The organism is Micromonospora sp. DT41 (assembly GCF_049841715.1).
Lineage (GTDB): Bacteria > Actinomycetota > Actinomycetes > Mycobacteriales > Micromonosporaceae > Micromonospora > Micromonospora profundi.
In genome coordinates this window covers 147,796-171,830 of the sequence record NZ_JBNCKU010000010.1, presented here as the reverse complement: position 1 = coordinate 171,830, position 24,035 = coordinate 147,796, and the positions used below count along the sequence as shown (strand labels likewise).

The following is a 24,035-nucleotide window of genomic DNA, read 5'->3' as shown; positions in this document are numbered from 1 at the left end:
ATGGACCGGACCGAGCGGGAACGGCAGGCCGCCCAGCGCCGCTACCTCGGCTGGGGCCTCGCCTTCGAACCCACGATGCCCGGCGTCGACCTGGCCCGCGACGTCGTCTTCGACGACGGCCCGAACGGCCGGGTGCTGGCGCTTGTCGCCGGCACCCAGAACGTGGCGCAGAGCCTCTCGGTGGCGCTGACCACGCTGCGCGGCTCGAACGTCTTCGACGCCACCTTCGGCTTCGACGGGCTCAACGCCCTCGCCGAGCAGATCGAGCCGAGCCTCATCCGCGAGCAGGTGCGCATCGGCATCATCACGCTGCTCGACCGCGACCCCCGCGTCCGCAAGATCGTGGACGTGAACCTCGACGACGGTCGACTCGGCGCCACCGGCACCGACGACGCCGCCCACGCCGCGCTGCGCGCCTCCCGCACCCTCCAGGTGCAGGTCCAGTTCGAAACCATCACCGACGACCGGCTCTCGGTGCATCTCGGGGAGCTGCCAAGTGTCTGATCCGACAGTGCCGGCCGAGCTGGCCGACGTCCTGGCCGTCGACGCCGCCGCCCTGCGGGCCACCGGCTCGACCGGCTTCGGCATCGTCGAGACCGGCTTCGTGCCCAAGTCCTTCGCCCGGCTGCTCGCCGAGAAGCTCGCCACCGCCCGCCTGCTCTTCGGCGAGGACGTCGACCTGACAAGCGGCGCGGTGCTGCGCAAGATGCTGGAGTTGGCCGCGTTGGAGGACGCCCGACTGTGGGCGGCCCTCGGCGCGGTCTACGACAACTCGTACGTGGTGTCGGCCACCGCCGACGCGCTGACCCGACTCGGCGAGGAACTCGGCATCCCCCGGCCGTACCTGCCGGCCCGGGGGACTGTGAAGCTGAAGCTCAAGGCCGCCCTGCCGACCGGTCGTACCCAGCTCACGCTGCCCCGGGGCGCACGGCTGTCCACACCCGGCGGTCACCACGTCGCACTCGACGAGACTGTGGTGCTCTCCGCCGCCGTCGGCGAACGGGAACCGGCCGTCGCCGCCTTCTATCCCGGCCCCGCGCACAACCTCGACCCCACCCAGGCCAGCCAGAAGATCGACAGGTGGAACCGGGCCGACACGCTGCTCGCCGACCTGGACGACGCCGAGCAGGCCGCCGGCAAGGAATTGGTGGAGATCACCCACACCGTCGCGCTGACCGGCGGCGAGCAGCAGGTCTCCGACGCCCGCTACCGCCAACTGCTGCTGGCCGCGCCCCGCTCCATCTGGACGGCCGAGGCGATCGGCCTGGCAGTGGCCACCGTCCCGGGCGTACGCCAGGTGCAGGTCTTCGACGGCCGGGGCGGGTTGGACCTCAACCAGTCCATCTTCGGCAACTTCAACTTCATCGAGCGCGTGTTCAGCACCGAACGCGACCTGGGCAACCCGTACTACGTCACGGTGCTCGTCGCGCCCACCGCCGCGGCCATCTGGGACGGCCCCGACGGGCTGCACGCCGCCGTCGAGTCGGTAATCGAGGACCTGCGGCCGGTGGGCATCTTCGCCTCCGTCGACCGGGCCGACGAGGTGGGCATCGGCGTCGAGGCCGACCTGGTGATCCGTGGTCTGCCGCTTCCCACCGGCTCGACGGAGACGGTGAACGCCTCCACGGCCGCCACCGAACTGCGCGCCCGACTGCACGCCCGGCTCCGCCGCTACGTCGACGAGCTGCCCTCCGGTGAACCCGTCCGGGCGGCCGAGGTGATCTGGACGCTGATGAACGAGCCGGGCGTCGCCGACGTCCGTGGCCTACGACTGGTGCGCTTCCCGGCCGACTCGGCAGTCGTGGTGACCGGCAGCGCGCCCACCGGCGACGGCGTGCAGCGCCTGCCCGTCGGCGACAACGCGGTGCTCGCCGCCAACCAGGTGCCCGTCTACGTCGACCGGGACGACCCCCGGCCGTTCCGGATCGTCTGAGCGGGGGCGCGATGACCGACATCCGGGTGCCGGTGGACGGTGCCGACCCGTCCGTCGAACGTAACCTCGTCGACCAGTTGGAAGGCCCGTACCCGGGCACCGTCCGGCGGGTGGTCGTGCCGATCGGCGCCACCGGCACCGCCGCCGTGGACTGGACCAGCCGGCATCCGCTGCTCACCGTCGTGCTGCGCCGGGACCTGGTCGAGGAGACCGTCCGGGTGACGGTCACCGTGGCGCCGGGCGCCGAGGACGAGCGGGTGCTGCCGCCTGTGGTGTTCGCGCCCTGGTCGGCCGCCGGCGCGTCGGTGCCGGCGTACGCGCCGGACACTGCCGACGAGCCGCTGGTCGCCGCGTTCCCCGTGGCCGTGACGGCGGAACGGGTCGTCGACGGCGGTTCCACCACGGCGGTCACCGGCGAGGCCCTCACCGCCCTTGTGGAGCTGGCCGTGCTGGAGGGCAACCTGGGTCGGCTGCTCTACCTGGTGTCGTACGAGAAGCACCGGCTGCGCCGCGCGGCCCGGGAAGTGCACGCATACCGGACCCTGGCGCACGCCCGGCGCGACGCGCTGGACCGGATCGGCGCCGACGTCGGGGTGGCCCGCTTCGTCGACGAGCTGGTGCACGAGCCGGCCAGCGGCGAGGTGTACGCCCGCCGGCTGGCGCCGCCGGCCCGCGAGCCGGATGCGGCGTACGCCCACCGGCTCGGGCTCTACCGCCGGTTCCTGCTGCCCACACCGGGTGCGGTGCGCCGGCTGCTCAACGGGCCGGGAGCTGATACCGACCCGAACACCGGGCTGTTCGCGGACCTGCCCGGCGGCGCCCGGTTCACACTGCGCGAGGACGACGACCGGTTCGCGGTGGCGATCCGGCTTGTCGCCGCCGGGGATCCGCAGCACCGCACGAATTTCCTCGCCCAACTGCGCCGCGACCGCCTCGTCCTGCCGGCGAACACGCCGCCGAACAACACCACGCACGCCGGCCGGGCGTTGCCGGCCAGCCGGTTGGCCGAGGTCACCGCGCTGCGTGCCAGCCTGCGCCAGTCGTACACCTTCGACAGCTCGCACGGCATCGCGCCGCCGCTGGCCGCCGCCCTGGACCGGGCGGGGCGGGTGTGCCGGGCGCTCGGCTCGTCGATCGTGTGGCAGGTGACCCGCGCCCAGGACGACGCGGGTGGCAGCCGCTACGAACTGGGCCTCGGTGTGGACGTGAGCTGGCCGACTCCCGCACAGGCCACCGACCTACGCAACCGGGTGCTGGACACCGGCCGGGCGGTCACCGGCGACCGGACCGCCGAGGCGCTGATCGCCGCCGCCCGTGCGCGCGGTGTGCCCACCGTGGCGGCCGACGGCGAGCTGGCGTGGCTGTGGCGGGTGTGCGGGTTGGCGACCACGCACCGGATCAGCACCACCAGGATGTACCTGTCGCACCTGCCCACCAGAGGGCTGGCGGTGACCGCGCCGCTGAGCGCGGCGGTCGGTGCCGACACGACGGTCGAGGCACAGTTCCACGCTCCGGGTGACCCGGGCGGCAACGCGCTGCTGCTGGCCGGGCTGGCCGCGGCGCGGGCGGCCTGGGCCGACGCCGGGGAGCCGGCGTGGACGTCGCTGACCGACGCGGCTGCCCGCACCCGGTGGGCGGCCGTGCCGACCCGGCCGGCAGGGCAGCCCGTCGATCAGGTGCTGGCCGCCGCCGGCCTTCCCGCGGTACGGGAGCCGGCGCCCGTGGTGGCCGCGCTCAACCGCCTGCCCGACGAGCTGGTGGAGACCATCGAGCTGCCGGCGGCGCTGGCCTCCGCACTGATCGCCGGGCAGCCGGCCGCCGGAGACCGGCTGGCCCGGCTCGTCGGGTTGCTGCGCGAACAGCACCTGGCCGCCGCGCTGCCGCTTGTCGAGACGGGCAACCGGGTGCTGCTGGTGTGCAGCGTGATCGGCCTGCCGCAGGCCGGGTTGAACCTGGCCGAGCGCCGGGCCACCGGGTTCCGCTGGTACACGGTGGGGCTCGGCGGCGGCACGGCGGAGATCAAGGCGGTCGGCGCGCGGACCGCCCTGCGGCCCACCCACACCGGGCTGGTGGCAGTGGTGGCGCTCTCCTACGTGCGGACCGGCCTGACCGACCCGTACGAGTTCCGGGTGGAGCTGCCCGACGGGGTGGCGCTGACCCTGGCGCAGTACGAGCGGCTGATGAACGCGCTGACGCGGGTCTGCCCTCTCGGCGTGGAGATCAACACGTTCGGCATCCGTCGCGACCACGTCGACATCGACGGCAACGGCACCGCCGAGCCGCTGCGCCCCGCGGTGGCCCGCACCTTCCGCACCTTCCAGCAGCGCCGGCACCGCGGCGTGTACGACCAGCTCTGAGAGGGACACCACAATGGCGAGCGAGATCAACTACGACGGGATGACCGTCACCGAGCTGTACGAGGTGTTCACCAAGCACGGCATCCCGCCCTCGGACGCCAGCGTGCTGGTCTCCTCCTGGATCTACGAAAACGTGGGCACGGCGAAGCGGGTGTTCAGCTACGCCGAGTCGTTCCCGGCGGTGGAGCCGGGCTGCGCGCCGCCGCCGTTCGCCCGTACCTTCGCGCACACCGACTGGGTCGACGGCGAGGACGTGGTGCAGGCCGGGCAGACCCCCGGTGAGCAGGGCTTCAACGAGCGGTTCCACCGCATCGAGCACGACCTGGACCACCTCGGCACCGACCTGGCCAAGGCGTTCGCGTGCATGGCAGCGATGCGGGTGAGCCTGCGCCGGCTGCTCGACGAGATACGTGCGGAGATCAACCGGCTGCACTCGACGGTCCACGAAAACAAGATCGTCCCCGGCCCGTACACGTTCGAGCAGATCCCCAACTACATCGGCGCGCTGGACTTCGGCAAGTACATGGGCACCACGATGTTCATGGACAAGAAGGTGAGCATCTGGCAGACCAAGGCCGGCACCATCGTGCTGCCCGCCGTGGAGACCATCGGCGTGGACGTCATCGCCGGGCCGAAGGTCCGCGGCGCCGCCCGACTCGCCCGGTACGTCGCCGAGCACGAGGACGTCCGGCGGCGCTTCCCGCGCGAGGTGAAGCTCGACGAGTTCATCAGTCAGTTCGGCCACGAGGAGGTGGCCGACGGTCGGCTGATCCGTGACGTCCTCAAGGTGCTGCCGGCGGACACCAGCTACGCGAGCGTGGACGCGATGCTCGCCGAGGTGAGCGAGCGTGAGGCCGTCATCGTCCGCACGACTGTCGGCGCGCAGTCGGCGGTTTCGGCAGCCCTCGGTATCGAAGCCGAGTTGGAGAACGTCGCGGACGCGGACATCGCGATGCTCGCCGGGGTGCCGACCAAGGCGCGGGCGGCGCTGGCCCGCGCCGGGGTCAGCACCCTCGGCAAGCTCGCCGACGCGCAGCCTGAGCAGGTGCTCGGCATCATGAAGGAAGCCGGTGTACGCGCCGGCGTCGGCGACGTCGCCGAATGGACCGGGTACGCCCAGACGCTGAGCAAGCTGCGCTGAACGGCCGGGGACGGCTCCGGCGAACGGCTGATCCGTGCCGTTCGCCGGGTCGGTGTGACGACACTGCGCTGGCGCGTCGACCGTCCACACCCGAGCGTGGAACTCCCACGGGGCGACAGGGTGCGAAGGGCACATCGATGGTTGTTCAAGAGGTGACGCACGACCTCAGGGCCGCTGCGGGCGAGGCCGATGCGCGGCAGCCACAGCGGTACGCGTTGCGCCTGCTCGGCGGGTTCGGGCTGGAACGCGACGGCCAACCGGTCGCGGTGCCGCAGGGTGCCCGCCGGTTGCTCGCGTTCCTCGGCGTACGCCAGCGGTGTGCCCGCGCGGAGGCCGCCGGCACGCTCTGGCCCGGCTCCCACGAGGAGCGGGCACGCGCCAACCTGCGCACCATGCTGTGGCGCCTGCACCGGGTCACGCCGGAACCGCTGGTGGCCGAGGACGACCAGCTCGCCTTGGCCGTCGGCGTGACAAGCGACGTGGCCACACTGGCAGCGGCGTCCGCCGCGCTGCTGGCCGGCGCACCGCCGTTGGGCGGTCCCGTGCCGGCGATGGCGACCGGTGAGCTGCTGCCCGGCTGGTACGACGACTGGGTGCTGACCGAGCGGGAGCGGCTGCGCCAGACCCGGCTGTACGCGCTTGAGGCGCTCGCCGAACGCCTCACCGCCCAGGGCCGGTTCGGTGAGGCGGTGCAGGTGGCGTTGACCGCCGTGCAGTTGGAGCCGCTGCGGGAGAGCGCCACCCGCGTGCTGATCAACGTGCACCTGGCCGAACGCAACATCAACGAGGCGGTACGCCGGTTGGAGCTGTTCCGCGCCGACCTGGGCCGGGAGTTGGGGGTGGCACCGACCCCGTGGCTGGAGCACCTGGTGCGGGCCGGCAAGGCCGGTGCCACCGTCCCGTATCCGTGACCGCCAGACCACCTTCCCCTCACGTCCTTTGCTCTGCTTCAACAAGCGCAACACTTACGCGGCCTAAGTGTTGCGCCGGGTGAAGCAGAGCAAAGGTTGGGCAGGAGGTGGGGGGAGTTACGCGCAGATCGCCGCTCAGTGCGTCGCCGGCGGGATGCTCTGTTCGTACTGGAAGACGTTGCGCGGATCGTACTTCGCCTTGATCTTGCGCAACCGCGTGACGTTGCGCCCCCAGTAGGCGGTCTCCCACTCCGCCATGCCGATGTTCGGCACGTTGACGTAGGCGCCGTCCACGTAGGGCCGCAGCGCCTGACTGAACTCGGCGATCCAGGTCTGGGCTATCGGTGTGATGTCGTCGCCGCTGTCGGGCTCGCCGCGGGTGCCCCAGCCGGCACCCGGCTCGGAGTAGAAGAGCACGTCACGGTGCGGGAACGCCGAACCGCCGAAGGGCTCCTGCCGTTGGGCCCCGGTGCCGAAGGCCTGGGTGAAGAAGTTGCTGTCGGCCGACGGGGCGTTCTCCATGAACTCGCGGACCGTGCTGATCGCCTCCGCCGGAAAGGGCTCCCTGGTGAACTGCGAGAAGAACTTCCACTTCGCGGGCTCCTCATCGTTCGGGATCTGGAATCCGGCGTACGTCTCGCCCCAACCTCCGATCTGCACGCTGACCTCCGGATTGCCGATCGAGAGGATCGGTGCCATGAGTCTGCGGATCTCGGCCTCTGACCCCTCGGCGAGCACTCCGAACAGCAGGATCTTGTCCGGGTGGACCTCGACCTGGCTGCCGAGCCGGGGGTCGACAAAAGGTGCTGTGCACTGCCAGTTGTCGAAGACCCGGTGCAGCTCGCCGAGGCCGGGCCAGGTCGCCTGGAGATAGGCGACGCTCTTCAGCGGAGCCGCCTTGTAGGTAAGCGACGTCACGATCCCGAAGTTGCCGTTTCCGGCGCCGCGCAGAGCCCAGAGCAGGTCCGCGTGGTTCCACGGGTCCACCTGGAGCACCTTCGCGCCGTTGACGCCCGACGCGACGACGATCTCCGCGCCGATCAGGTTGTCGCAGGCCATGCCGAGGTACCGGGTGAGGAACCCGAAGCCGCCCCCGAGGGTCGCGCCGGACAGGCCGACGGTTCCCTCCGTGCCGGTCGTCGCCGCAAGGTCGTAATCTCCGAGCGCGGTCACCGCCTCCAACTGGGTGAGGCCCGCGCCGACCTTCGCCGTACGGGTCGCGGTGTCGATGTGGACGTCCTTCAGCTCGCTGACGTCGATCACGATGCCGTTGTCGACGTTCGACCAGCCTTCGAGGCTGTGCCGGCCGCTGCGTACCCGGATCGCGACGTCGTGCTGCCGCGCCCAGGTGAGGGCGTTGACCACGTCCCGGGTCTCCTGGGCGAAGACGATGACCAGCGGGTAGCGCACGAACAGCTCGTCCCACCCGAGGCTCGCGTCCGCGTAGTCGGGGCTCTGGGGGCGGACGATGCGGCCGGTGAGCCTCGCGGGCGGGTACGTCGCATCGGACGGGCCGGGGCCGTCCATGGCGAACGCCGAGTCGCCGCCGATCATCATGCCCGGCAGGGCGACCGCCCCGGTGCCAACAGCTGTCGCCTTGAGCAGATCGCGCCGTGAAAGGTCCCGCATGGCCACATCCTCCCGATCGGATCACACCAGGCATTTCGACCAAGAGGTGTCTTGGTTCGCATCTGGTGTGAAACCAACCGTAGGGCGGAGAGGTGCCCGCAGGATCCGAGAACTTGTCGCAGAACCCGGTTGAGTGATGCCCTGACCTGGTCAGTTGGGGAGGGCTGGCTGGTCCAGGATGGCGCTGAAGCGCTCCTCGGCCAGGTCGAGCTGGCCGAAGATGTGCTGCTTCACCGCCGGTGAGAGCGGCGTGTCCGGCCGACCGATCAGGTCCCGGAAGAGCGGCACCAGCGGCCGGTACTTGCGGGCCGACGAGACGACCTTCGGCCCGATCGTGTGGATCACTCCGACGCCGTTGTCGGTGAAGTCCGAAACCTTGATCACCCGGGCCCAGGGCTCCCGTTCGAGGCTGACCACCAGGTGCTCCCGGTACTGCTCGTTGCGGTCGCGCTGCGGGTCGTACACCGGGTTGGTGACGGCGGCGACCAGGGTGGCCACCCGGGGCCCGAACCGCGCGGCGAGCGTGGCGAGCGCCGCAGCGGTCGGGTCGGTGCCGGCGTCGCCGTCGGCGAGCTCCACCGGGTGGTCCTCCACCGCGTCGTGCAGCAGGCCGGCGACGACCACGTCCACGTCACGCACCTGGTAGTGGTGCATCAGCCGGATCGCCACCCGCAGCAGGTGGTTGAGGTACGGCTCGCGGACCCGCCGGTCGTCGCGGTGCAGATCGGCGGCGAGGTCGAGCGCGGCGGTCAACCGCGCCCGAGCGTCGTCGTCGAACTGGGCGACCTCCAGCCGGAAGCGCTCCAGCAGGCCCGGTTCGCCGTGGATCTCGGTGATCGCGTGCATCGGCATGCTGCCCAGGTGTGGCGGGAAGTCCATGCGTCACTTATAGCCGATCTTCACCACATCGATGACCCCCTACGTCGGCTGTCGGTCACAGCGGTAGCCGATCGGCGCCGGCCAGCGGGCCGACCAGGAGCGGGACCAGTGGCGTCGGCAGGACGGGGTCGCGGCGCAGCGTGGGCGTCCACCCGGCGTCGACGCCCAGGTCCGGATCGTGCGCCGCGTTGTACGCCGCCAGCAGGTCGACCGGCCGGGCCGGACCGGTGCCCTGGCGGACCCAGCTGCCCCGCTCGGTGAGCGCGGTACCGCCCCAGTCGTAGAGCAGCTCGGCCGGGTCGAGCGCCGCGTCGAGGGTGAAGAAGTTGTTCTGGGCGTAGATCGCCGACTGGACGCCGACGCCGAGGGCGTACTCGAAGTCGTCCCCACCGAGCCGGTAGTGGTTGTTGTAGACGTCGACCTGGCCGAAACGCACACGCGGCAGCCGTTGCAGGACGCCGTCGAAGAGGTTGTGGTGCAGGGTGACCTTCAACCGGCCCACGTCCGGGCCGACGGTGTTCGACGAGCCGATCAACATCAGCTTGTCGCGCCCGGTGAAGCGGTTCCAGGACGCGGTGACGAGGCTCGCGGTGTGCGTGACGTCCAGCGACCCGTCGTGCACCTGGTACGGCCGCCCGAAGTAGGTCGGCTGCGCGCTGTCCGGATTGTCGCCGTCGGTGAACGTGTTGTGGTCGATCCACACGTGCTCGCTGCGGCGCACCGAGATCTGGTCGTACTGGCTGTTCCAGTTGCCGGTCTCGCCGTCGGTCGGTGACCAGGCGGGGAAGCAGTCCCGGGCGTCGACGAAGGTCAGGTTGCGCACGATGACGTTCGACGCCCGGTCGATCATCAGCGTGAGACCGGTCAGTCGGGCACCCCGCAGCCCGATGATCGTGGTGTTCGGGCCGACGTTGATCTGGGTCTGCCGGGTCTGGTTGGCCACCGAGCGCACCCGGGCCTCCTCCAGCGGGCCGGCCGGCGTCACGCGACCCCACACCGCCGGGTCGTACGCGGCCAGGTAGGCGTCCAGGCGGTAACCCGGGTCGGCCAGGTCGGCACAGCTAAGCGGCGTGCCGTCGGGTCCTTCGAAGCCGTCGACGGCACCGTCGACGTAGATCAGCTTCGGCGTGGCGTCGGTGGCGTTGCCGGCGTTGTCGCCGCCCAACGCGGCGACCAGTTCGGCCCGTGTGCGGACCACCCGGGTCCGATCGGGTGCCGCCGTCGAGCCACCTGTGGTGCCGGCGCCCTCGGCCGCCCAGCCGTCCCGCTCCGGCAGGGACTGCCGGCCGAGGTGACGGGCGGCCCAGGAGAGGCGGTCGGGGCGGTCGGCGGCCAGGGCCGGTGCGGTCGGTGCGGCACCGAGCATGAGGGTGATGAGTGTGGCGACGGCGAGTGTTCTGCGCATCGTTTCTTCCCATTCGCTGGTGGTGGAGGGGGAGGTCTGTCCAATGCGGCCCGTCACAGCTCGGGCGAGGTGCGCGCTCTGATGCCCGGCGCCTCCCTCAGCCCGCTAGTTCGGCGCGGTACGCCGGCGCCGCCCACGGCACCGCCAGCTCGCTCGGCAGCGCCCCCCGCTCGACCGCCCGGCGCAGCACGTCGACAACGCCTCGCAGGTGCAGGACCCGGCCCTCGCCGTCGTTCACCGCCGTCACCAGGTCACCGTCGAGCAGCAGGGGTTCCGGAGCGGCGCGTAACGCGTCGAGCAGCGCGGTGAACGGCGCGGTACGCGCCAGCGGGGCGATCAACGGCACCCCGACCGGGTCCGCGCGGTGGGCGAGCAGGTTCTCCAGCAGCCCGCGTCGTCCCGGGACCAGGCGGGTCGCCACCTCCCCGGGCAGCCGCAGCCGGTCCGTCGGGTACTCCAGCACCGCCTGTCCGGTCTCGCCGGTGACCACGACCTCGCCCGCCACGAACTCCTCGGCGGCGAGGGTGACAGCCGCCAGGACCGGCGGGCCGGCTCGGAACCGGACCCGCAGCACCGCCGTGTCCTCGACCTCGATCGGCCGCACCCGGTAGCGCTCCACCTCGATGGTCACCGGCCACTGCGGAGCGCTGCCGAGCGCCTCGGCGACAGCGAGGCACTGCATCACCGCGTGCGCGAGCGGGTTGGCAAGCGCGCCGTCGAGCACCGGCCGGCCGTCCAGGCTCCGCCGACCGGCCCACGGGGAGCGGGAGTAGTACGCGTCCGGCCGCTGCCACGCCGCCACCGTCGCGATGCCTGTGACAGTGCCGAGCCGGCCGGCCGCCAGCGCGTCGGTGAGCGCGGTCAGCGCCGCCGAGCCGAGCGCCTGGAAACCGACCTGCGCCACCCGCCCGGTCGCCCCGAGCGCCTTGCTCAACTCCTCGTGCTCGGCCATCGACAGCACCGGCGGTTTCTCCAGCAGCAGGTCCGCGCCGGCGGCCAGGGCGTCAGTGGCGATCGGAAGGTGGGTGTGCGGCGGGGTGCAGATCACCACCACGTCCGGCCGGGTGGCGGCGAGCATCGCCCGGTGGTCGGTGAACACCTGCGCGCCGGGCGGCACCGGCGCCGCCGGCTCGTCCTGCACCGGGTGGACGTCGACGAGGGCGACCAGCCGTACCTGCCCGTCGGCGTGCAGCGGTGCGATCACCCGCCGGTGCCAACGGCCGTGCCCGTTCGCCCCGATCACCGCCACCCGGGGCGCCGGCGCCATTCCGTTCACCGGGCACCGGCCAACGTGGCCTCGACGCCGTGGCGCTCCAGCGCGGTCAGCCAGGCGATCACCTCGGTGCGTACCTCGTCGTCCTCGGCCACCTCGACCGGGATGACGTCACGCAGCGCGAAGATCGCGTCCACGGTGCCCGCCGGGCTCTGCTTCCCGGCGTCCAGCGCCGCCCGGATCGGCCCGGCGAGGGGATCCTGCAACGGCAGTGGCCGGCCGTCGTCGGCGTACCCCAGCGCGAAGCGCAGCCAGGCCGCCACGACAAGCGCGCCCCAGCGCGCGGACCGGCCGGCAGCCCGCAGGTCGGCGATGGTGTGCAGGATGCGCTGTGGCAACTTCTGCGACCCGTCCATCGCCACCTGGAGGGTGCGGTGGTGGATCGCCGGGTTGGCGAACCGATCGAGGGCCTGCTCGCCGTAGTCGACGACCCGGACGCCGTCCGGCGGGGTGAAGCTCGCCGCGACGTCCTCGGCGATCAGCCGGCGCAGCACGTCGGGAAGGTGCGGGATCAGCAGCGCGTCGGCGATCGTCTCGCGCCCGGCCAGCGCACCCAGGTACGCCACTGCCGAGTGCACGCCGTTGAGGGTGCGCAGCTTCAGCCGTTCCCACGGGCCGGCGTCGCCGGTGAGCACCGCACCGGCGTGCTCCCAGCCGGGCCGGCCGCCGGGAAAGTCGTCCTCGATCACCCACTGCATGTACGGCTCGGCGGCCACCGCCGCCAGGTCGGTCACGCCGAGCGCCAGACGGGCCGCCTCGATCGTCTCCGGGGTGCTGGCCGGCACGATCCGGTCCACCATGGTGCCCGGGCAGGTGACGTTGCCGGCCACCCAGTCGACAAACCCGGCGGGCACCCCCTGCGCCTGGCCGACCGCCTGATCGACCATGCCGCGCAGACGCCTGCCGTTGGAGGGCAGGTTGTCGCAGCTCACCAGGGCAATCGGCCCGGCGTCCGCTGCTGCGCGGGCGGCCAGCCCGCGCAGCAGCAGCCCCGGTACGGTGCTCGGCGGGCGGCCCCCGGCCAGGTCCGCCGCGAGCGGCTGGTCCGGGCACAACCGGCCGGTCACCGGGTCGAGCTGGTGTGCCTTCTCGGTGACAGTGAGCGTCACCACCCGCACCGCCGGGTCGGCGAGCAGTGCCACGACGGCGTCCGGGTCGCTTGCGGCGTGGCGTACGCCGCTCAGGGCCCCCACCACCCGCGTGGCGCTGCCGGCGGCGGAGAGGGTGCTGACGCTGAACAGGTTGTCCTGCGCGGCGAGCGCCTCGACCAGCGCGGTGCTGCGCGGGGCGACGGCCATGATGCCCCAGTCGCCGCCGGCCGCGCCGATCGCCGCCTCGGTGTAGACGGCCTGGTGCGCCCTGTGGAACGCGCCAAGTCCGATGTGGACGACGCCTGTCGGCACGGTGCCTGGCCGGACGATCGGTCGGGACTCGGCGGGCAACTGGCGCAGCACACTCAGGCCGAGCCGGGACGCGCCGACGGTCACCGCCATGCCGGACCGTCCGGGAAGCGGAACTCGGCGATCGACGCCTGCTTCATCGTGGCGCTGTAGCCGGGCCGCTCGGGCAGCAGGTAGCGGCCGTCGCGGGTGCGGACCGGGTCGACGAAGTGTTCGTGCAGGTGGTCGACGTACTCGACCATCCGCCCGTCCAGTGCCGTGCCGACCCGCAGGTAGTCGAAGATCGCCAGGTGCTGGACGTACTCGCAGAGCCCGACACCGCCCGCGTGCGGGCAGACCGGCACCCCGAACTTCGCGGCCAGCAGCAGCTCGGCCAGGACCTCGTTGACACCGCCGACCCGGCACGCGTCGATCTGCATCACGCCGATCGCGTCGGCCTGGAGCAGCTGCTTGAAGATCACCCGGTTGGCGGCCACCTCACCGGTGGCCACCCGGCACCGGCCGCCGGTCAGCTCGGTCACCGCGCGGGCGATCCGCGCGTGCCCGAGAATGTCGTCGGCGTGGGTGGGCTCCTCGATCCAGTACGGGTCGACCTCGGCCAGCACTGTCATCGCGGCGATGGCCTCGTCGACGTCCCAGACCTGGTTGGCGTCCATCATCAGCAGCGCGTCCGGGCCGATCTCGGACCTGATGATCCGGGCCCGGCGCAGGTCGTCGGCGAGCGGGCCACCGACCTTCATCTTCATGGCCCGCCAACCCTCGTCGTACGCCTGCCGGGTAAGCGCCCGCACCTTCTCGTCGGGGTATCCGAGCCACCCGACGGAGGTGGTGTACGAAGGGAAACCAATCTGCTTGAGTTCCGCGAGCCGGCCATCGGATCCGATCAATCCCTTGTCGAGGATGGCGGCGGCGTCGTCCGGGGTGAGCGCGTCGGTGATGTGCTTGAAGTCGATACTGGCGACCAGTTCATCGGTCGGCAGTTCGGCGAGGAACCGCCACATCGGCTTGCCGGCGAGGGTCGCCCGCAGGTCCCAGACGGCGTTGACGAGCGCGCCGGTCGCCATGTGGATGACGCCCTTCTCCGGCCCCAGCCAACGCAACTGCACGTCGGCGCTGAGCGAGCGCCAGAACGCCACAGGCTCGGCGGCGATCTCCTCGACCGTGCGCCCCCGTACGTGGTGGGCGAGCGCGCGTACCGCCGCGCAGGTGATCTCGTTGCCCCGGCCGTTGGTGAAGGTGAACCCCGCGCCGGTCGGCCCGGCGTCGGTGCCCAACTCCACGTACGTCGCCGAGTAGTCACCCCGGTTGATCGCGTCGGAGCCGTCGCCCCGCGCCGCGGTCGGGAACCGCACGTCGTGCACCTCGACGGAGGTGATTGTGACACTCACTGGGCCTGCCTTTCGTTTGCGACTGCGGGGCTCCGCTCCCGCCCGAAGTTGAAGACCTGCCGGGGCAGCCGGTACGCCAGGTCGACGATGGTCTCGGCTGCCTCGTCCATGGGCAGCCGGTGCTCGGCGACAAGCCGGGCCAGGAAGCCGGCGTCGACCCGGCGGGCCACGTCGTGGCGGACCGGGATGGAGCAGAATGCCCGGGTGTCGTCGACGAACCCGGCCGTGTTGTAGAAGCCGGCGGTCTCGGTGACCGTCTCCCGGAACCGGCGCAGCACCTCGGGGGAGTCCAGGAACCACCAGGGCGCGCCGAGCAGCAGGGCCGCGTAGCCGCCGGCCAGGGGCGCCAGTTCGCGGGTGAAGGTGTCCTCGTCGAGGGTGTAGAGCACCACCCGCAGCCGGGGGTCGTTGCCGTAGAGCTCCAGCAGCGGGGCGAGCGCGTGCACGTACTCGGTGACCTGCGGGATGTCGCCGCCGACGTCGCGCCCGTGCCGGGCGTGCAGCCAGCGGTTGTGGTTGCGCACCGCGCCGGGGTGCAGTTGCATGACAAGGCCGTCGTCGAGCGACATGCGGGCGAACTCCACGAGCATGTTCGCCCGGAACGCCTCCGCGTCGGCCGCGTCTGCCTCGCCGCGCAGGCCCCTGTCGTACAGCCGGGCGGCTTCCCCGGGTGCCAGGTCGAGTGTCCGCGCGGTGGGGTGCCCGTGGTCGGACGAGGTCGCCCCGGCGGCGATGAACGCGGCCCGCCGGCTCCGCAGCGCGGCCAGATAACCGGCGTACGTGCCGGTGTCCTCGCCGGCAAGGGCACCGAGGCGCTGCACGTTCGTCGACCAGCCCTCGAACTCCATGTCCACCACGTCGTCCGGGCGGAAGGTGGTGACCACCCGGCCGCCCGGCCCACCCCAGCCGTCGGCGGCGAGCTTGGCGTGCTGCCCGAGGTCGTCCAGCGGCGACTCGGTGGTGGCGAGCACCTCGATGTTGAACCGCTCGAACAGCGCCCGGGGCCGGAAGTCCGGCTCGGCCAGCCGCGCCGCCACCTCGTCGTAGACGTCGTCGGCTGTCGACGGGCGCAGCGGGGTGTCCACCCCGAACACCGTCCGGAACGTCTGCTCCAACCAGAGCCGCGAAGGGGTGCCCCGGAACAGGTGCCAGTGCGCGGCGAAGCGCCGCCAGATCACCCGGCCGTCGGTCTCCGCCGGGCTGCCGTCGCGGGTGGGCACACCCAACTGCGCAGGGGGTACGCCCTGACTGAGCAACATCCGGGTCAGGTAGTGGTCGGGCACGATGAGCAGCCGCGCCGGATCCGGAAACGGCTGGTCCTGTGCCAGCAGTGCGGGGTCGACGTGCCCGTGCGGCGAGATGATGGGCTGCTGCGCGGCGAGGGCGTACAACTCCCGGGCAAGGGCGCGCTGGCTCGGCTCCGCGGGCAGGAGCAGGTCGGTATGGTCGGTCGTCGGCACGGGGACGGACTCCTCGTCGGTGGGTCAGCGGAGGGCGAGCGGGTCGGCCACCGGTCAGCGGGGGTTGAGCAGGTCGGCCACCCGGACCGGCTGGCCGGTCTCGAAGGACCGGTTGGCGGCCAGGCCGGTGAGCAGTGCCAGCGCGCCGTCCTCGGCGGTAGCGGCGCGATGCAGCGGGTCGGGTTGGCCGCCGAGGAGAACCCCTGTCATCCGGACGTCCGCGCCGCCGTGGCCGTGCCGGCTGCGACCCTCCACGGGGATCTGCCGGGGCGGTTCCCAGAACGGGCGCACCGTGAGCGTCGCGCCGCCGCCCTCGGGTGCCGCCTCGACGCCGTGCAGGGCGGCGCCCTTGACCGCGCCGGCGGTGCCCCTGTCGACGAAGTCGTTCTCGGTGACCTCCAGCTCCAGCCGGCCCCGACTGCCGTTGACCATCACCCGGTAGCCCTCCCAGGGCGCGTACGCGGTGAGGTGGTAGGTCATCGTGGCGCCGGTGGAGTAGCGGGCCAGCACCGCCATGTCGTCCTCGATCGTCACGCCGGAAGCGAAGACGTTGCGGTCGCGCTGGTAGCCGTCCTCGGCCTCGGCGTCGAGGTACAGCTCCCGCAGTCGGGGATGCGCGTCCAGCCGCAGCGCGAACGGGTCGTCGGCGGCGGCGGGGGAGCCGTACGCCCGGTCGTAGTCGCGGGCGTAGCCGTGCCGGCGCCCGTCCTCGCCGTAGAAGAAGAGCCGGCCGGCGGCGTACACCTCGACGGGGGTGGCGTCCAGCCACCAGTTGACGAGGTCGAAGTGGTGGCTGGCCTTGTGCACCATCAGCCCGCCCGAGGTGGCCTTGTCGCGGTGCCAGCGGCGGAAGTAGTCGGCGCCGTGCCGCACGTCGAGCAGCCACTCGAAGTGCACCGAGCCGATCTCGCCGACCGCGCCCTCGGCGAGCAGACGGCGTACCTGCTCGTGCAACGGGTTGTAGCGGTAGTTGAAGGCGACGTTCACCCGGCCGCCGGTCTCGGCCACCGCGTCCAGGATCCGTCGGCAGCGTGGAGCGTCCACTGTCATCGGCTTTTCGGTGACGACGTCCCGGCCGGCGCGCAGCGCTGCCACCACGTACTCGTCGTGTGTGACGTCCACACTGGTGACCAGCACGACGTCGACGCGCTCCTTGTCCAGCATGGCGGCGAAGTCGGCGGCCGGGTACGTCGGCACCGGACGGTGGCCCAGCTCGGTGAGCCACCTGTTGTGCGCGTCCATCCGGGCCTGGTTGACGTCGGCGAAGGCGACGAGGTCGGTCGTCTCGGCGTGGTCGAGCACCAGGGCGCGGACGAACATCTCGGCCCGCGCGCCGGTGCCCACGACGGCGTACCGGAGGAGTCCGTCGGATCTCGGTGACATTCGGTCGCCTCCCCGGGTGATCCTGCAAAGGTTTGCAGTGAAGTAACCACGGTCGATCCGTTGTCGTCAACGACGCTGGCGCAATCGGCGGCAAATGTCAGTGTTTGTGGGCTTGAACGTCACCCCGAGGGACGTTGGCGCAACAGAACCGTAATCATTGACCGTTGACACTGGAGCAACCGTTTGCATTAATGGGCGGCACCTGCGTGACCGCCGCCACATCGGACGAAGGGGCCGCCGTGCCAGTCACCATCCGGGACGTCGCCCGCGCCTCCGGCGTGCACATCTCCACCGTGTCCCGCACCTTCTCTGCACCGCACCTGGTCAACCCCGAGACCCGAGTCCGGGTGCTGGCCTGCGCGGAGGATCTGGGCTACCGGCCCAACCGGGCCGCCCGAGCCCTGATCACCGGGCGGACGCACAACATCGGCCTGATCATCGCCGACATCGCGAACCCGTTCTTCCCGCCGCTGATCAAGGCGGCGGAGAGCCAGGCCCGGCACCGCGACTACCACGTGTTCGTTGCCGACACCAATGAGGACCCGGCGGCCGAGGAGGAGTTGGTCCACGCCCTCGCCAAGCAGGTGGACGGGGTGCTGCTGTGCAGCCCGCGGATGAGCAACAGCCTCATCGAACAGCTCAGCCGCGAGGTGCCGCTGGTAGTGGTGAACCGTCAGGTGACAGGCCTGCCCTGCGTCCTCATGGACGTCGGGCAGGGCGCCCGCGCCGCGATCGAGCACCTGGTCGGCCTGGGCCACCGCAGCATCGCGCTGCTCGGCGGGCCGCGCAGCTCGTGGACCAACCGCGAGATGCGCCGGGCGGCAACAGCGGCCGCCCGGGCCGGCGGGGCGGAACTGACGGTGCTCGGCCCCAACGCTCCCACCGAGATCGGCGGTTCCGCCGTCGCCGAGCAGGTACGCCGCAGCGGCGTGTCGGCGGTGCTCGCCTACAACGACCTGATGGCGATCGGCCTCATCGAGGGGCTGGACGCGCTCGGGGTCCGGGTGCCGCAGGAGGTGAGTGTCGTCGGGGTCGACGACATCACCCTGAGTCGGCTCACCCGCCCCAAATTGACGACGGTGGCCACACCCACCGGGGCCGCCGGCCGGACGGCCGTCGACATGCTGCTGCAACAGGACATCGAGTCACCGCGCGGTGCGCGGGGGTCCGGTGCAGGCACGGCGCTCGGCGTCCGTCGTACCACCGCACAGGTAATGCTCCAGACCGACCTGGTCATCCGCGACTCGACCGGCCCGGGCCCACACGCCCGACCGGAACGTCCCCTGGCCGCACCGCTTGGCCCGGAACCGCATCGCCCTGCGGGCCCGGGCATCCCGACTGCGGCCACCGGTGACGCCGTCGCCTCCTAATGCCGAGGAGTGAGCGCACATGCACCCCGCTATGCCCCCCACCACTGGCGCGCCCGCCGGGCGCGCTGGCCGTACCGCCGTACCGAGGCGGCGGCTGCTGCGCGGCCTGCTGGCCGTGGCGGTGGCCGCACCGCTGATGTTCGGTGCCGCCGCCTGCGGAGACGACGACTCCGCGGCCGACCCGAACGCCCCGATCAAGCTCTCCATCTTCTGGTGGGGCGCCGACGCCCGGGCCAAGCTGACCGAGGACGCCCTGGCCCTCTACACCAAGAAGAACCCGAACGTGACGTTCGAGAAGACCTGGCAGGCCAACCAGGGCTACTTCGACAAGTTGGCCACGCTCACCGCCGGCGGCAACCCGCCGGACCTGTTCCAGATCGACGACAACTACCTGTCCGAGTACGCGGCCCGCAACACCACGCTTGACCTGACCCCGTACCAGGAGTCCGGCAAGCTCGACACCTCCAAGTTCCCCAAGAGCCTCTGGCAGTACGGCGTTGTCGACGGCAAGCTCGCCGGCCTGGCCGCAGGGGAGAACACGCAGGGTCTGGTCTACAACAAGACGCTGCTGATCAAGAACAACCTGCCCGAGCCCACCACCGGAATGACCTGGGAGCAGCACATCGCCTGGGCCGAGCAGGTGGCGAAGAAGACCGGCGTGCCCGGCACCCAGGACCCGAGCGCCGACTACAAGGCGTTCTGGGTCTGGCTACGCCAGCAGGGCAAGGACCTCTACAAGGGCAAGGAACTGGGCTTCGGCGCCGAGGACGTGACCAAGTGGTTCGAGCTGTGGAAGGGCGCCCGGGACCGCAAGGCCACCCCGACCGCTGACGTCATCCACGAGGGCAACTCCAGCGACATCAGCAAGCAGCTGGTGGTCACCGGCAAGTCGGCGACCTCATGGGTCTGGGCCAACCAGATGCCCGACCTGAAGAAGAACACGAAGGACGAGCTGGGCGTGATCGCCTACCCGGGTGACCCGAGCGCCCAGTGGGCACGGGCCTCCATGTACTGGTCGGTGTTCAAGGGCAGCAAGCACAAGGACGTCGCGGTCGACGTGATCAACTTCCTGAACAACGACACCGAGGCGGTCAAGCTGCTCGGCACCGACCGGGGCCTGCCGTCCAACCTGGACCTGCGCCGGGTGGTCAGCGACGACACCACCGATCCGGCAATGAAGCAGTCCATCGCCGTCGAGGCGGAGCTTACCGAGAAGTTCGGCGAGTCCCCGCAGGTCCCGATCAAGGGCCACAGCAAGGTCAAGTCCGAGCTGATCAAGGCCGCCGAGAACGCCCAGTACGGCCGCGCCACCCCCGCCCAGGCCGCCGCCCAGTTCGTCGAGGCGTGCAAGGCCGCCATCGCCTGACCGCCCCACGAGGCGAGGAGAGGAGCCGTTCGTGGCGCTGACCACGGCGCCCGACCCGACCCGACGCGGCCCCGGAACCGACCGGGCCCACGCTGAGAAGCGTGGGCCCGGGCGTATCCGGCACAGCGAAGGTCTGGCGGGGTACGTCTTCCTGTCGCCGTGGCTCATCGGCCTGATGGGCATCACGGCGGTCCCCATGCTGCTGTCGCTCTACCTGAGCTTCACCAACTACGACATCCTCACCCCCTTCTCCGAGGCGCAGTGGGTGGGGCTCGCCAACTACGAGCGGATGTTCACCGCCGACCCGTCGTACTGGCACTCGGTGCGGGTCACACTGACGTTCGCGCTGATCGCCGTACCGCTGAAGCTTGCCGCCGCGCTCGGCGTGGCGCTGCTGCTCAACCGCGCCTGGCGCGGGGTGGGGCTTTTCCGTGGCCTGTTCTACCTGCCGTCGCTGCTCGGCGGCAGCGTCGCGCTGGCCATCGTCTGGGTCAACATGTTCAACCGCGACGGCGCGTTCAACTCGCTGCTGAGTCTCTTCGGCATCGAGGGCAAGCCGTGGGTCAACGACCCGGACTGGGCTCTTCAGACGCTCATGGTGCTTGCCATCTGGCAGTTCGGCGCGCCGATGGTGATCTTCCTGGCCGGGCTCAAGCAGGTGCCCACCGAGCTGTACGAGGCCGCCTCCGTCGACGGGGCGGGCCGGTTCAGCCAGTTCCGCAACATCACCCTGCCGATGCTGTCTCCGGTGATCTTCTTCAACCTGGTGCTGGAGACGATCAACGGCTTCCAGGGCTTCACTGCCGCGTTCGTGCTCAGCAACGGCACCGGCGGCCCTGTCGACTCCACACTGATGTACACCCTGAACCTCTACATCACCGGCTTCACCGACCTCGAAATGGGCTACGCCTCGGCGATGGCCTGGGTGTTCCTGCTCGCCATCGCGGTGATCACCGCGATCTTCTTCAGCACCGGACGGTTCTGGGTGCACTACTCCGACGGGGAGGACCGGTGATGGTGGCGGTGACCCCGACCGCAGCGGCGCCGACCGCGCGCCGACGGCCCGGCGGCAGGCCCGTACTGCGACTGCTGATCCTGGTGGCGATCGTCGCTGTGGTGCTCTACCCGCTCATCTGGATGGTGGGCACCTCGGTGAAGTCCCAGGAGGAGATCGTCAACAACATCGGGCTCCTGCCCGAGCGGTTCACCCCGGGCAACTACACCGACGGGTGGTCCAACTTCGACGTCAGCTTCGGCCGGTTCTTCCTCAACAGCGCGATGGTCAGCCTGCTCACCGTCGTGGGCAACGGGCTCTCCTGCCTGCTGGCCGCGTACGCCTTCGCCCGGCTGCGGTTCCGGCTGCGCGGAATGTGGTTCGCCGTCATGATCGGCACGCTGCTGCTGCCCGGCCACGTGCTGATCGTGCCGCAGTACATCCTGTTCCGGACGCTGGGCCTGGTCGGCGGCGAGTGGCCGTACCTGCCGCTGCTCATCCCGCAGTTCCTGGCCACCGAGGCGTTCTTCGTGTTCCTGATGGTGCAGTTCATGCGGGGAGTCCCGCGCGAGCTGGACGAGGCGGCCCGGATCGACGGCGCCGGCCCGTACGGCATCTTCCGGTACGTCATCCTGCCGCTGAGCCGTCCCGCGCTGGTCACCACGGCGATCTTCTCGTTCATCTGGACCTGGAACGACTTCTTCCGGCAGCTCGTCTTCCTGTCCCAACTGGAGGACTACACAGTGCCTGTCGCGCTGACCCTGTTCATCGACTCGACAAGCCAGAGCGCGGTCGGGCCGATGTTCGCCATGTCGGTGCTGTCGCTGCTGCCGGTCTTCCTGTTCTTCGTGGCGTTCCAGCGGATGCTCGTCGAGGGGATCAACACCAGTGGAATCAAGGGCTGAACCGGAGGGCGGCCGCCGCGACTGGCGTGACGTCGCCCGCGACGCCGCCGACCTGGCGCTGCTCGGCATCCTGCTGACGCTCGCGGCGGCACCTGTCCTGACCGCCGCCGCCGCGGCGGGCACGGCCAGCGCCGCCGTGCACGACTGGACGCGTACCGGTAGCTGGCCGTCGGCCCGGACCACAGTGCGCCGGTACGGCCGGTCGGTGCTGCCCGGCGTGCCGGTCAGCCTGCTGGCGCTCGCCGTGGTCGGGCTGCTCGCCGTCAACCTGGCGGCGCTAGCCATCGGGCGGGTGCCCGGCGGGGTGGTGGCGCTGGCGGTGACCGCCCTGGTCGCCGCCGGCCTGGCCGGGTACGCGGGGCTGGTAGTCGTCGAGGTCGGCGGCTGCCGGCGGTGGCGGGCGGCGGCCCGCCGCGCCGCTCGCGCCTGCCTGGACGCGCCCACCCGCTGGGCTGCGGTGAGCGCAGTGACAGCGCTGGCCGGGCTGCTCGCCGTCCTCGTCACGCCGGTGGCGGTGCCCATCCTCGCCGGCTACACGGTGGCAGCCCTGCACGCCGTCGCCGGCCGCTGGCCGGCCCTCGCCCGTGCGGAGGTGCAGTGAGCACCGGGCCGGAGCCCGCGCGGCTGCTCGTCGGCGCGACGGAGGTGGCCCGGTACGTGGTCGACCCGCCGCTGGACGCGCGACACGGGCCCCGCCCCTACCTGCACCCGGTACGCACCCTCGCCGGCACCGTCGTCACCGACGCGCTGCCCGCCGACCACGTCTGGCACCTCGGCGCGTCCCTGGCAGTGCAGGACGTCAACGGTGCCAATCTGTGGGGCGGGCGCACCTACGTCCGGGACGTCGGCTACACCTGGCGTGACGACCACGGGCGGATCGCGCACACCGGCTGGACCGAGCAGGCCGCCGACCGGCTTGCACACGACGCGCAGTGGCGCGACGCCCACGGGCAGGTGCTGCTCACCGAGTATCGGCGGCTCGCCGCGTCGGCCGTCGCGCCGGACGTCTGGCGACTCGACCTGACCTGCGCGCTCACCGCACCGCCCGGTCACGAGGTACGCCTGGGCAGCCCGGCCACGAACGGGCGCCCCGGCGGGGCCGGCTACGGCGGGTTCTTCTGGCGGGCCGTCGCCGACGTTGAGCCGACGGTGTTCAGCGCCGACGCCACGGGGGAGGAGACGCTCAACGGCAGCGCGGTGCCCTGGCTGGCCATGGCGGGCGTCGGGGCGGGCGGTGCGGCGTACACACTGGTTTTCGCGGGCCTCGGGTCCGGCGACAGGTGGTTCGTGCGGACCGCCATGTACCCGGGGGTCTGCGTGGCGTTCGCGTTCGACAGGCCGGCCGTGGTGGCGGCCGGCGACACCCGGCACGGCCACTACCGGGTGTGGGTGGCCGACGGCACCCTCGACCCGGAGCGGGCCGCCGCCCTGGTCGCGGCGGCCCCGTGAGCCCTACCGACCCGTCACCGGGTGGGTAGGGCGGCGGTCACCCGCACCGACTTGACGACTGCCGGGATCGAGCCGATCAGCAGTACCAGAGCCCACACGATGGCGATGATGGCGAAGACCAGCGCGCCCACGTCGTCCACGATGCTCACCACTACCACCGGCACGAGACGGTGCAGGAACTCCAGCACGACAGTGCAGAGCAGAGTGGTGAGCGCCAGCAGCACCAGGCCCTTGTTCTGCAGGAATCGGGGCTGGGCGAGCAGCAGCATCGCCACCCAGACCAGCTTCAGCAGCAGCACCAGCCCCAGCAGCAGGCTCGCCTCGCCCACCGGGAAGAACCCCCACAGCGCCAGGTACGCCAGCGTGCCGAACGGCACGGCCAGGAACAGCGACACCATGATGGTCAGCTCGACGATGGCGATGATCAGCAGCACCAGCGAGCCCAGGAGAAGCAGGATCGAGAAGATCAGCGTGGCCACGCCCTGGATCCGGCCGTGCGTCCGCTCGGGCAGCACAAGGCTCAGGCAGAACAGCCCTGTCGTCCAGAGCGCCACAGCGTCGATGAGCGCCAGATAGCCCGTCCCGCGTCCGGAGGGTTCGCTGATCGCCCCTGCGTCCACCTCCACTCCGAGGTCCACCGCTCCGGCACGCAGCGCGCCGGTGGCGTCCCCGCCGCCGGTGAGCAGCGACGACCCGACCTCGACAAGCACCACGAGGGTCACCGCCACCAACGCCAGCAGGAGGAAGGGCTTGCGTAGGTCACCCATGTCGGGCCTCCCCGTGGCCGGTGTC

20 protein-coding genes are annotated in these 24,035 nt (G+C 71.5%); 11 read left to right on the top strand and 9 right to left on the bottom strand.

The features are described 5' to 3' along the window. The 5 genes from ACLQ23_RS20155 to ACLQ23_RS20135 all read left to right on the top strand — a co-directional run bounded on the left by ACLQ23_RS20155 (position 1) and on the right by ACLQ23_RS20135 (position 6,342). Positions 1-504, top strand: coding sequence for a hypothetical protein (locus tag ACLQ23_RS20155; RefSeq protein WP_355589148.1), 504 nt, complete (start codon positions 1-3; stop codon positions 502-504). Beyond that, positions 497-1,933 carry a baseplate J/gp47 family protein gene (locus ACLQ23_RS20150; protein ID WP_425880929.1) on the top strand — a complete coding sequence of 479 codons (1,437 nt, stop codon included), beginning with the start codon at positions 497-499 and terminating at the stop codon, positions 1,931-1,933. Before ACLQ23_RS20155 ends, ACLQ23_RS20150 begins: the two co-directional genes overlap by 8 nt. Before the next feature lie 11 nt (positions 1,934-1,944). Next, the gene (locus ACLQ23_RS20145) at positions 1,945-4,290 is read left to right on the top strand and encodes a hypothetical protein (protein WP_425880928.1); all 2,346 of its coding nucleotides are present in this window, start codon (positions 1,945-1,947) and stop codon (positions 4,288-4,290) included. Between the two features lie 13 nt (positions 4,291-4,303). Next, complete coding sequence (locus tag ACLQ23_RS20140) at positions 4,304-5,431, top strand: hypothetical protein (RefSeq protein WP_355589154.1); 1,128 nt, start codon at positions 4,304-4,306, stop codon at positions 5,429-5,431. Positions 5,432-5,568: 137 nt separating this feature from the next. Next, entirely contained in the window at positions 5,569-6,342 is a 774-nt protein-coding gene (locus ACLQ23_RS20135) for an AfsR/SARP family transcriptional regulator (RefSeq protein WP_355589156.1), read from the top strand. Positions 6,343-6,477: 135 nt separating this feature from the next. On the opposite strand, the gene ACLQ23_RS20130 is transcribed toward ACLQ23_RS20135, so the two are convergent. The 8 genes from ACLQ23_RS20130 to ACLQ23_RS20095 form a co-directional block, all read right to left on the bottom strand. After that, positions 6,478-7,971 carry an FAD-binding protein gene (locus tag ACLQ23_RS20130; protein ID WP_425880927.1) on the bottom strand — a complete coding sequence of 498 codons (1,494 nt, stop codon included), beginning with the start codon at positions 7,969-7,971 and terminating at the stop codon, positions 6,478-6,480. 150 nt (positions 7,972-8,121) lie between these two features. Then, positions 8,122-8,850 (bottom strand): HD domain-containing protein, encoded by a 729-nt coding sequence (locus ACLQ23_RS20125; protein WP_425880926.1) that lies wholly within the window; start codon positions 8,848-8,850, stop codon positions 8,122-8,124. A 55-nt stretch (positions 8,851-8,905) separates the two neighbouring features. Continuing rightward, positions 8,906-10,255 carry a pectate lyase family protein gene (locus ACLQ23_RS20120; RefSeq protein WP_425880925.1) on the bottom strand — a complete coding sequence of 450 codons (1,350 nt, stop codon included), beginning with the start codon at positions 10,253-10,255 and terminating at the stop codon, positions 8,906-8,908. A gap of 97 nt (positions 10,256-10,352) precedes the next feature. Then, positions 10,353-11,522 (bottom strand): Gfo/Idh/MocA family protein, encoded by a 1,170-nt coding sequence (locus ACLQ23_RS20115; RefSeq protein ID WP_425880965.1) that lies wholly within the window; start codon positions 11,520-11,522, stop codon positions 10,353-10,355. 5 nt (positions 11,523-11,527) lie between these two features. Then, positions 11,528-13,021: a mannitol dehydrogenase family protein gene (locus ACLQ23_RS20110; protein WP_425880924.1), complete on the bottom strand. Its 1,494-nt coding sequence runs from the start codon at positions 13,019-13,021 to the stop codon at positions 11,528-11,530. Beyond that, on the bottom strand, positions 13,012-14,316 hold the full coding sequence (locus ACLQ23_RS20105) for an enolase C-terminal domain-like protein (protein ID WP_355589168.1): 1,305 nt from the start codon (positions 14,314-14,316) through the stop codon (positions 13,012-13,014). The genes ACLQ23_RS20110 and ACLQ23_RS20105 overlap by 10 nt, the downstream gene beginning before the upstream one ends. Further along, on the bottom strand, positions 14,313-15,776 hold the full coding sequence (gene uxaC, locus ACLQ23_RS20100; RefSeq protein ID WP_425880923.1) for a glucuronate isomerase: 1,464 nt from the start codon (positions 15,774-15,776) through the stop codon (positions 14,313-14,315). Before uxaC ends, ACLQ23_RS20105 begins: the two co-directional genes overlap by 4 nt. 54 nt (positions 15,777-15,830) lie before the next feature. Next, positions 15,831-17,159: a Gfo/Idh/MocA family protein gene (locus tag ACLQ23_RS20095; protein WP_355589172.1), complete on the bottom strand. Its 1,329-nt coding sequence runs from the start codon at positions 17,157-17,159 to the stop codon at positions 15,831-15,833. Between the two features lie 239 nt (positions 17,160-17,398). Here ACLQ23_RS20095 and ACLQ23_RS20090 point away from each other — a divergent pair, with 239 nt between their 5' ends. Genes ACLQ23_RS20090 through ACLQ23_RS20065 form a run of 6 tightly spaced genes read left to right on the top strand, consistent with a single transcriptional unit; the run spans position 17,399 to position 23,243 of the window. Further along, positions 17,399-18,529 (top strand): LacI family DNA-binding transcriptional regulator, encoded by a 1,131-nt coding sequence (locus ACLQ23_RS20090; protein ID WP_355589174.1) that lies wholly within the window; start codon positions 17,399-17,401, stop codon positions 18,527-18,529. Positions 18,530-18,548: 19 nt separating this feature from the next. Continuing rightward, positions 18,549-19,895, top strand: coding sequence for an ABC transporter substrate-binding protein (locus ACLQ23_RS20085; protein ID WP_355589176.1), 1,347 nt, complete (start codon positions 18,549-18,551; stop codon positions 19,893-19,895). A 31-nt stretch (positions 19,896-19,926) separates the two neighbouring features. Next, positions 19,927-20,910, top strand: coding sequence for a carbohydrate ABC transporter permease (locus tag ACLQ23_RS20080; protein ID WP_167943972.1), 984 nt, complete (start codon positions 19,927-19,929; stop codon positions 20,908-20,910). Beyond that, the gene (locus tag ACLQ23_RS20075) at positions 20,910-21,794 is read left to right on the top strand and encodes a carbohydrate ABC transporter permease (RefSeq protein WP_355589179.1); all 885 of its coding nucleotides are present in this window, start codon (positions 20,910-20,912) and stop codon (positions 21,792-21,794) included. Before ACLQ23_RS20080 ends, ACLQ23_RS20075 begins: the two co-directional genes overlap by 1 nt. Further along, positions 21,778-22,395, top strand: a complete 618-nt coding sequence (locus tag ACLQ23_RS20070) for a hypothetical protein (protein ID WP_425880922.1) — start codon at positions 21,778-21,780, stop codon at positions 22,393-22,395. Before ACLQ23_RS20075 ends, ACLQ23_RS20070 begins: the two co-directional genes overlap by 17 nt. Further along, the gene (locus ACLQ23_RS20065; RefSeq protein WP_425880921.1) at positions 22,392-23,243 is read left to right on the top strand and encodes a PmoA family protein; all 852 of its coding nucleotides are present in this window, start codon (positions 22,392-22,394) and stop codon (positions 23,241-23,243) included. The genes ACLQ23_RS20070 and ACLQ23_RS20065 overlap by 4 nt, the downstream gene beginning before the upstream one ends. A 14-nt stretch (positions 23,244-23,257) precedes the next feature. Here the strand turns inward: ACLQ23_RS20065 and ACLQ23_RS20060 are convergent, their stop codons facing one another. Next, a complete protein-coding gene (locus ACLQ23_RS20060; protein ID WP_425880920.1) occupies positions 23,258-24,010 on the bottom strand; it encodes a hypothetical protein in 753 nt (250 codons plus the stop codon). Positions 24,011-24,035 lie beyond the last annotated feature (25 nt).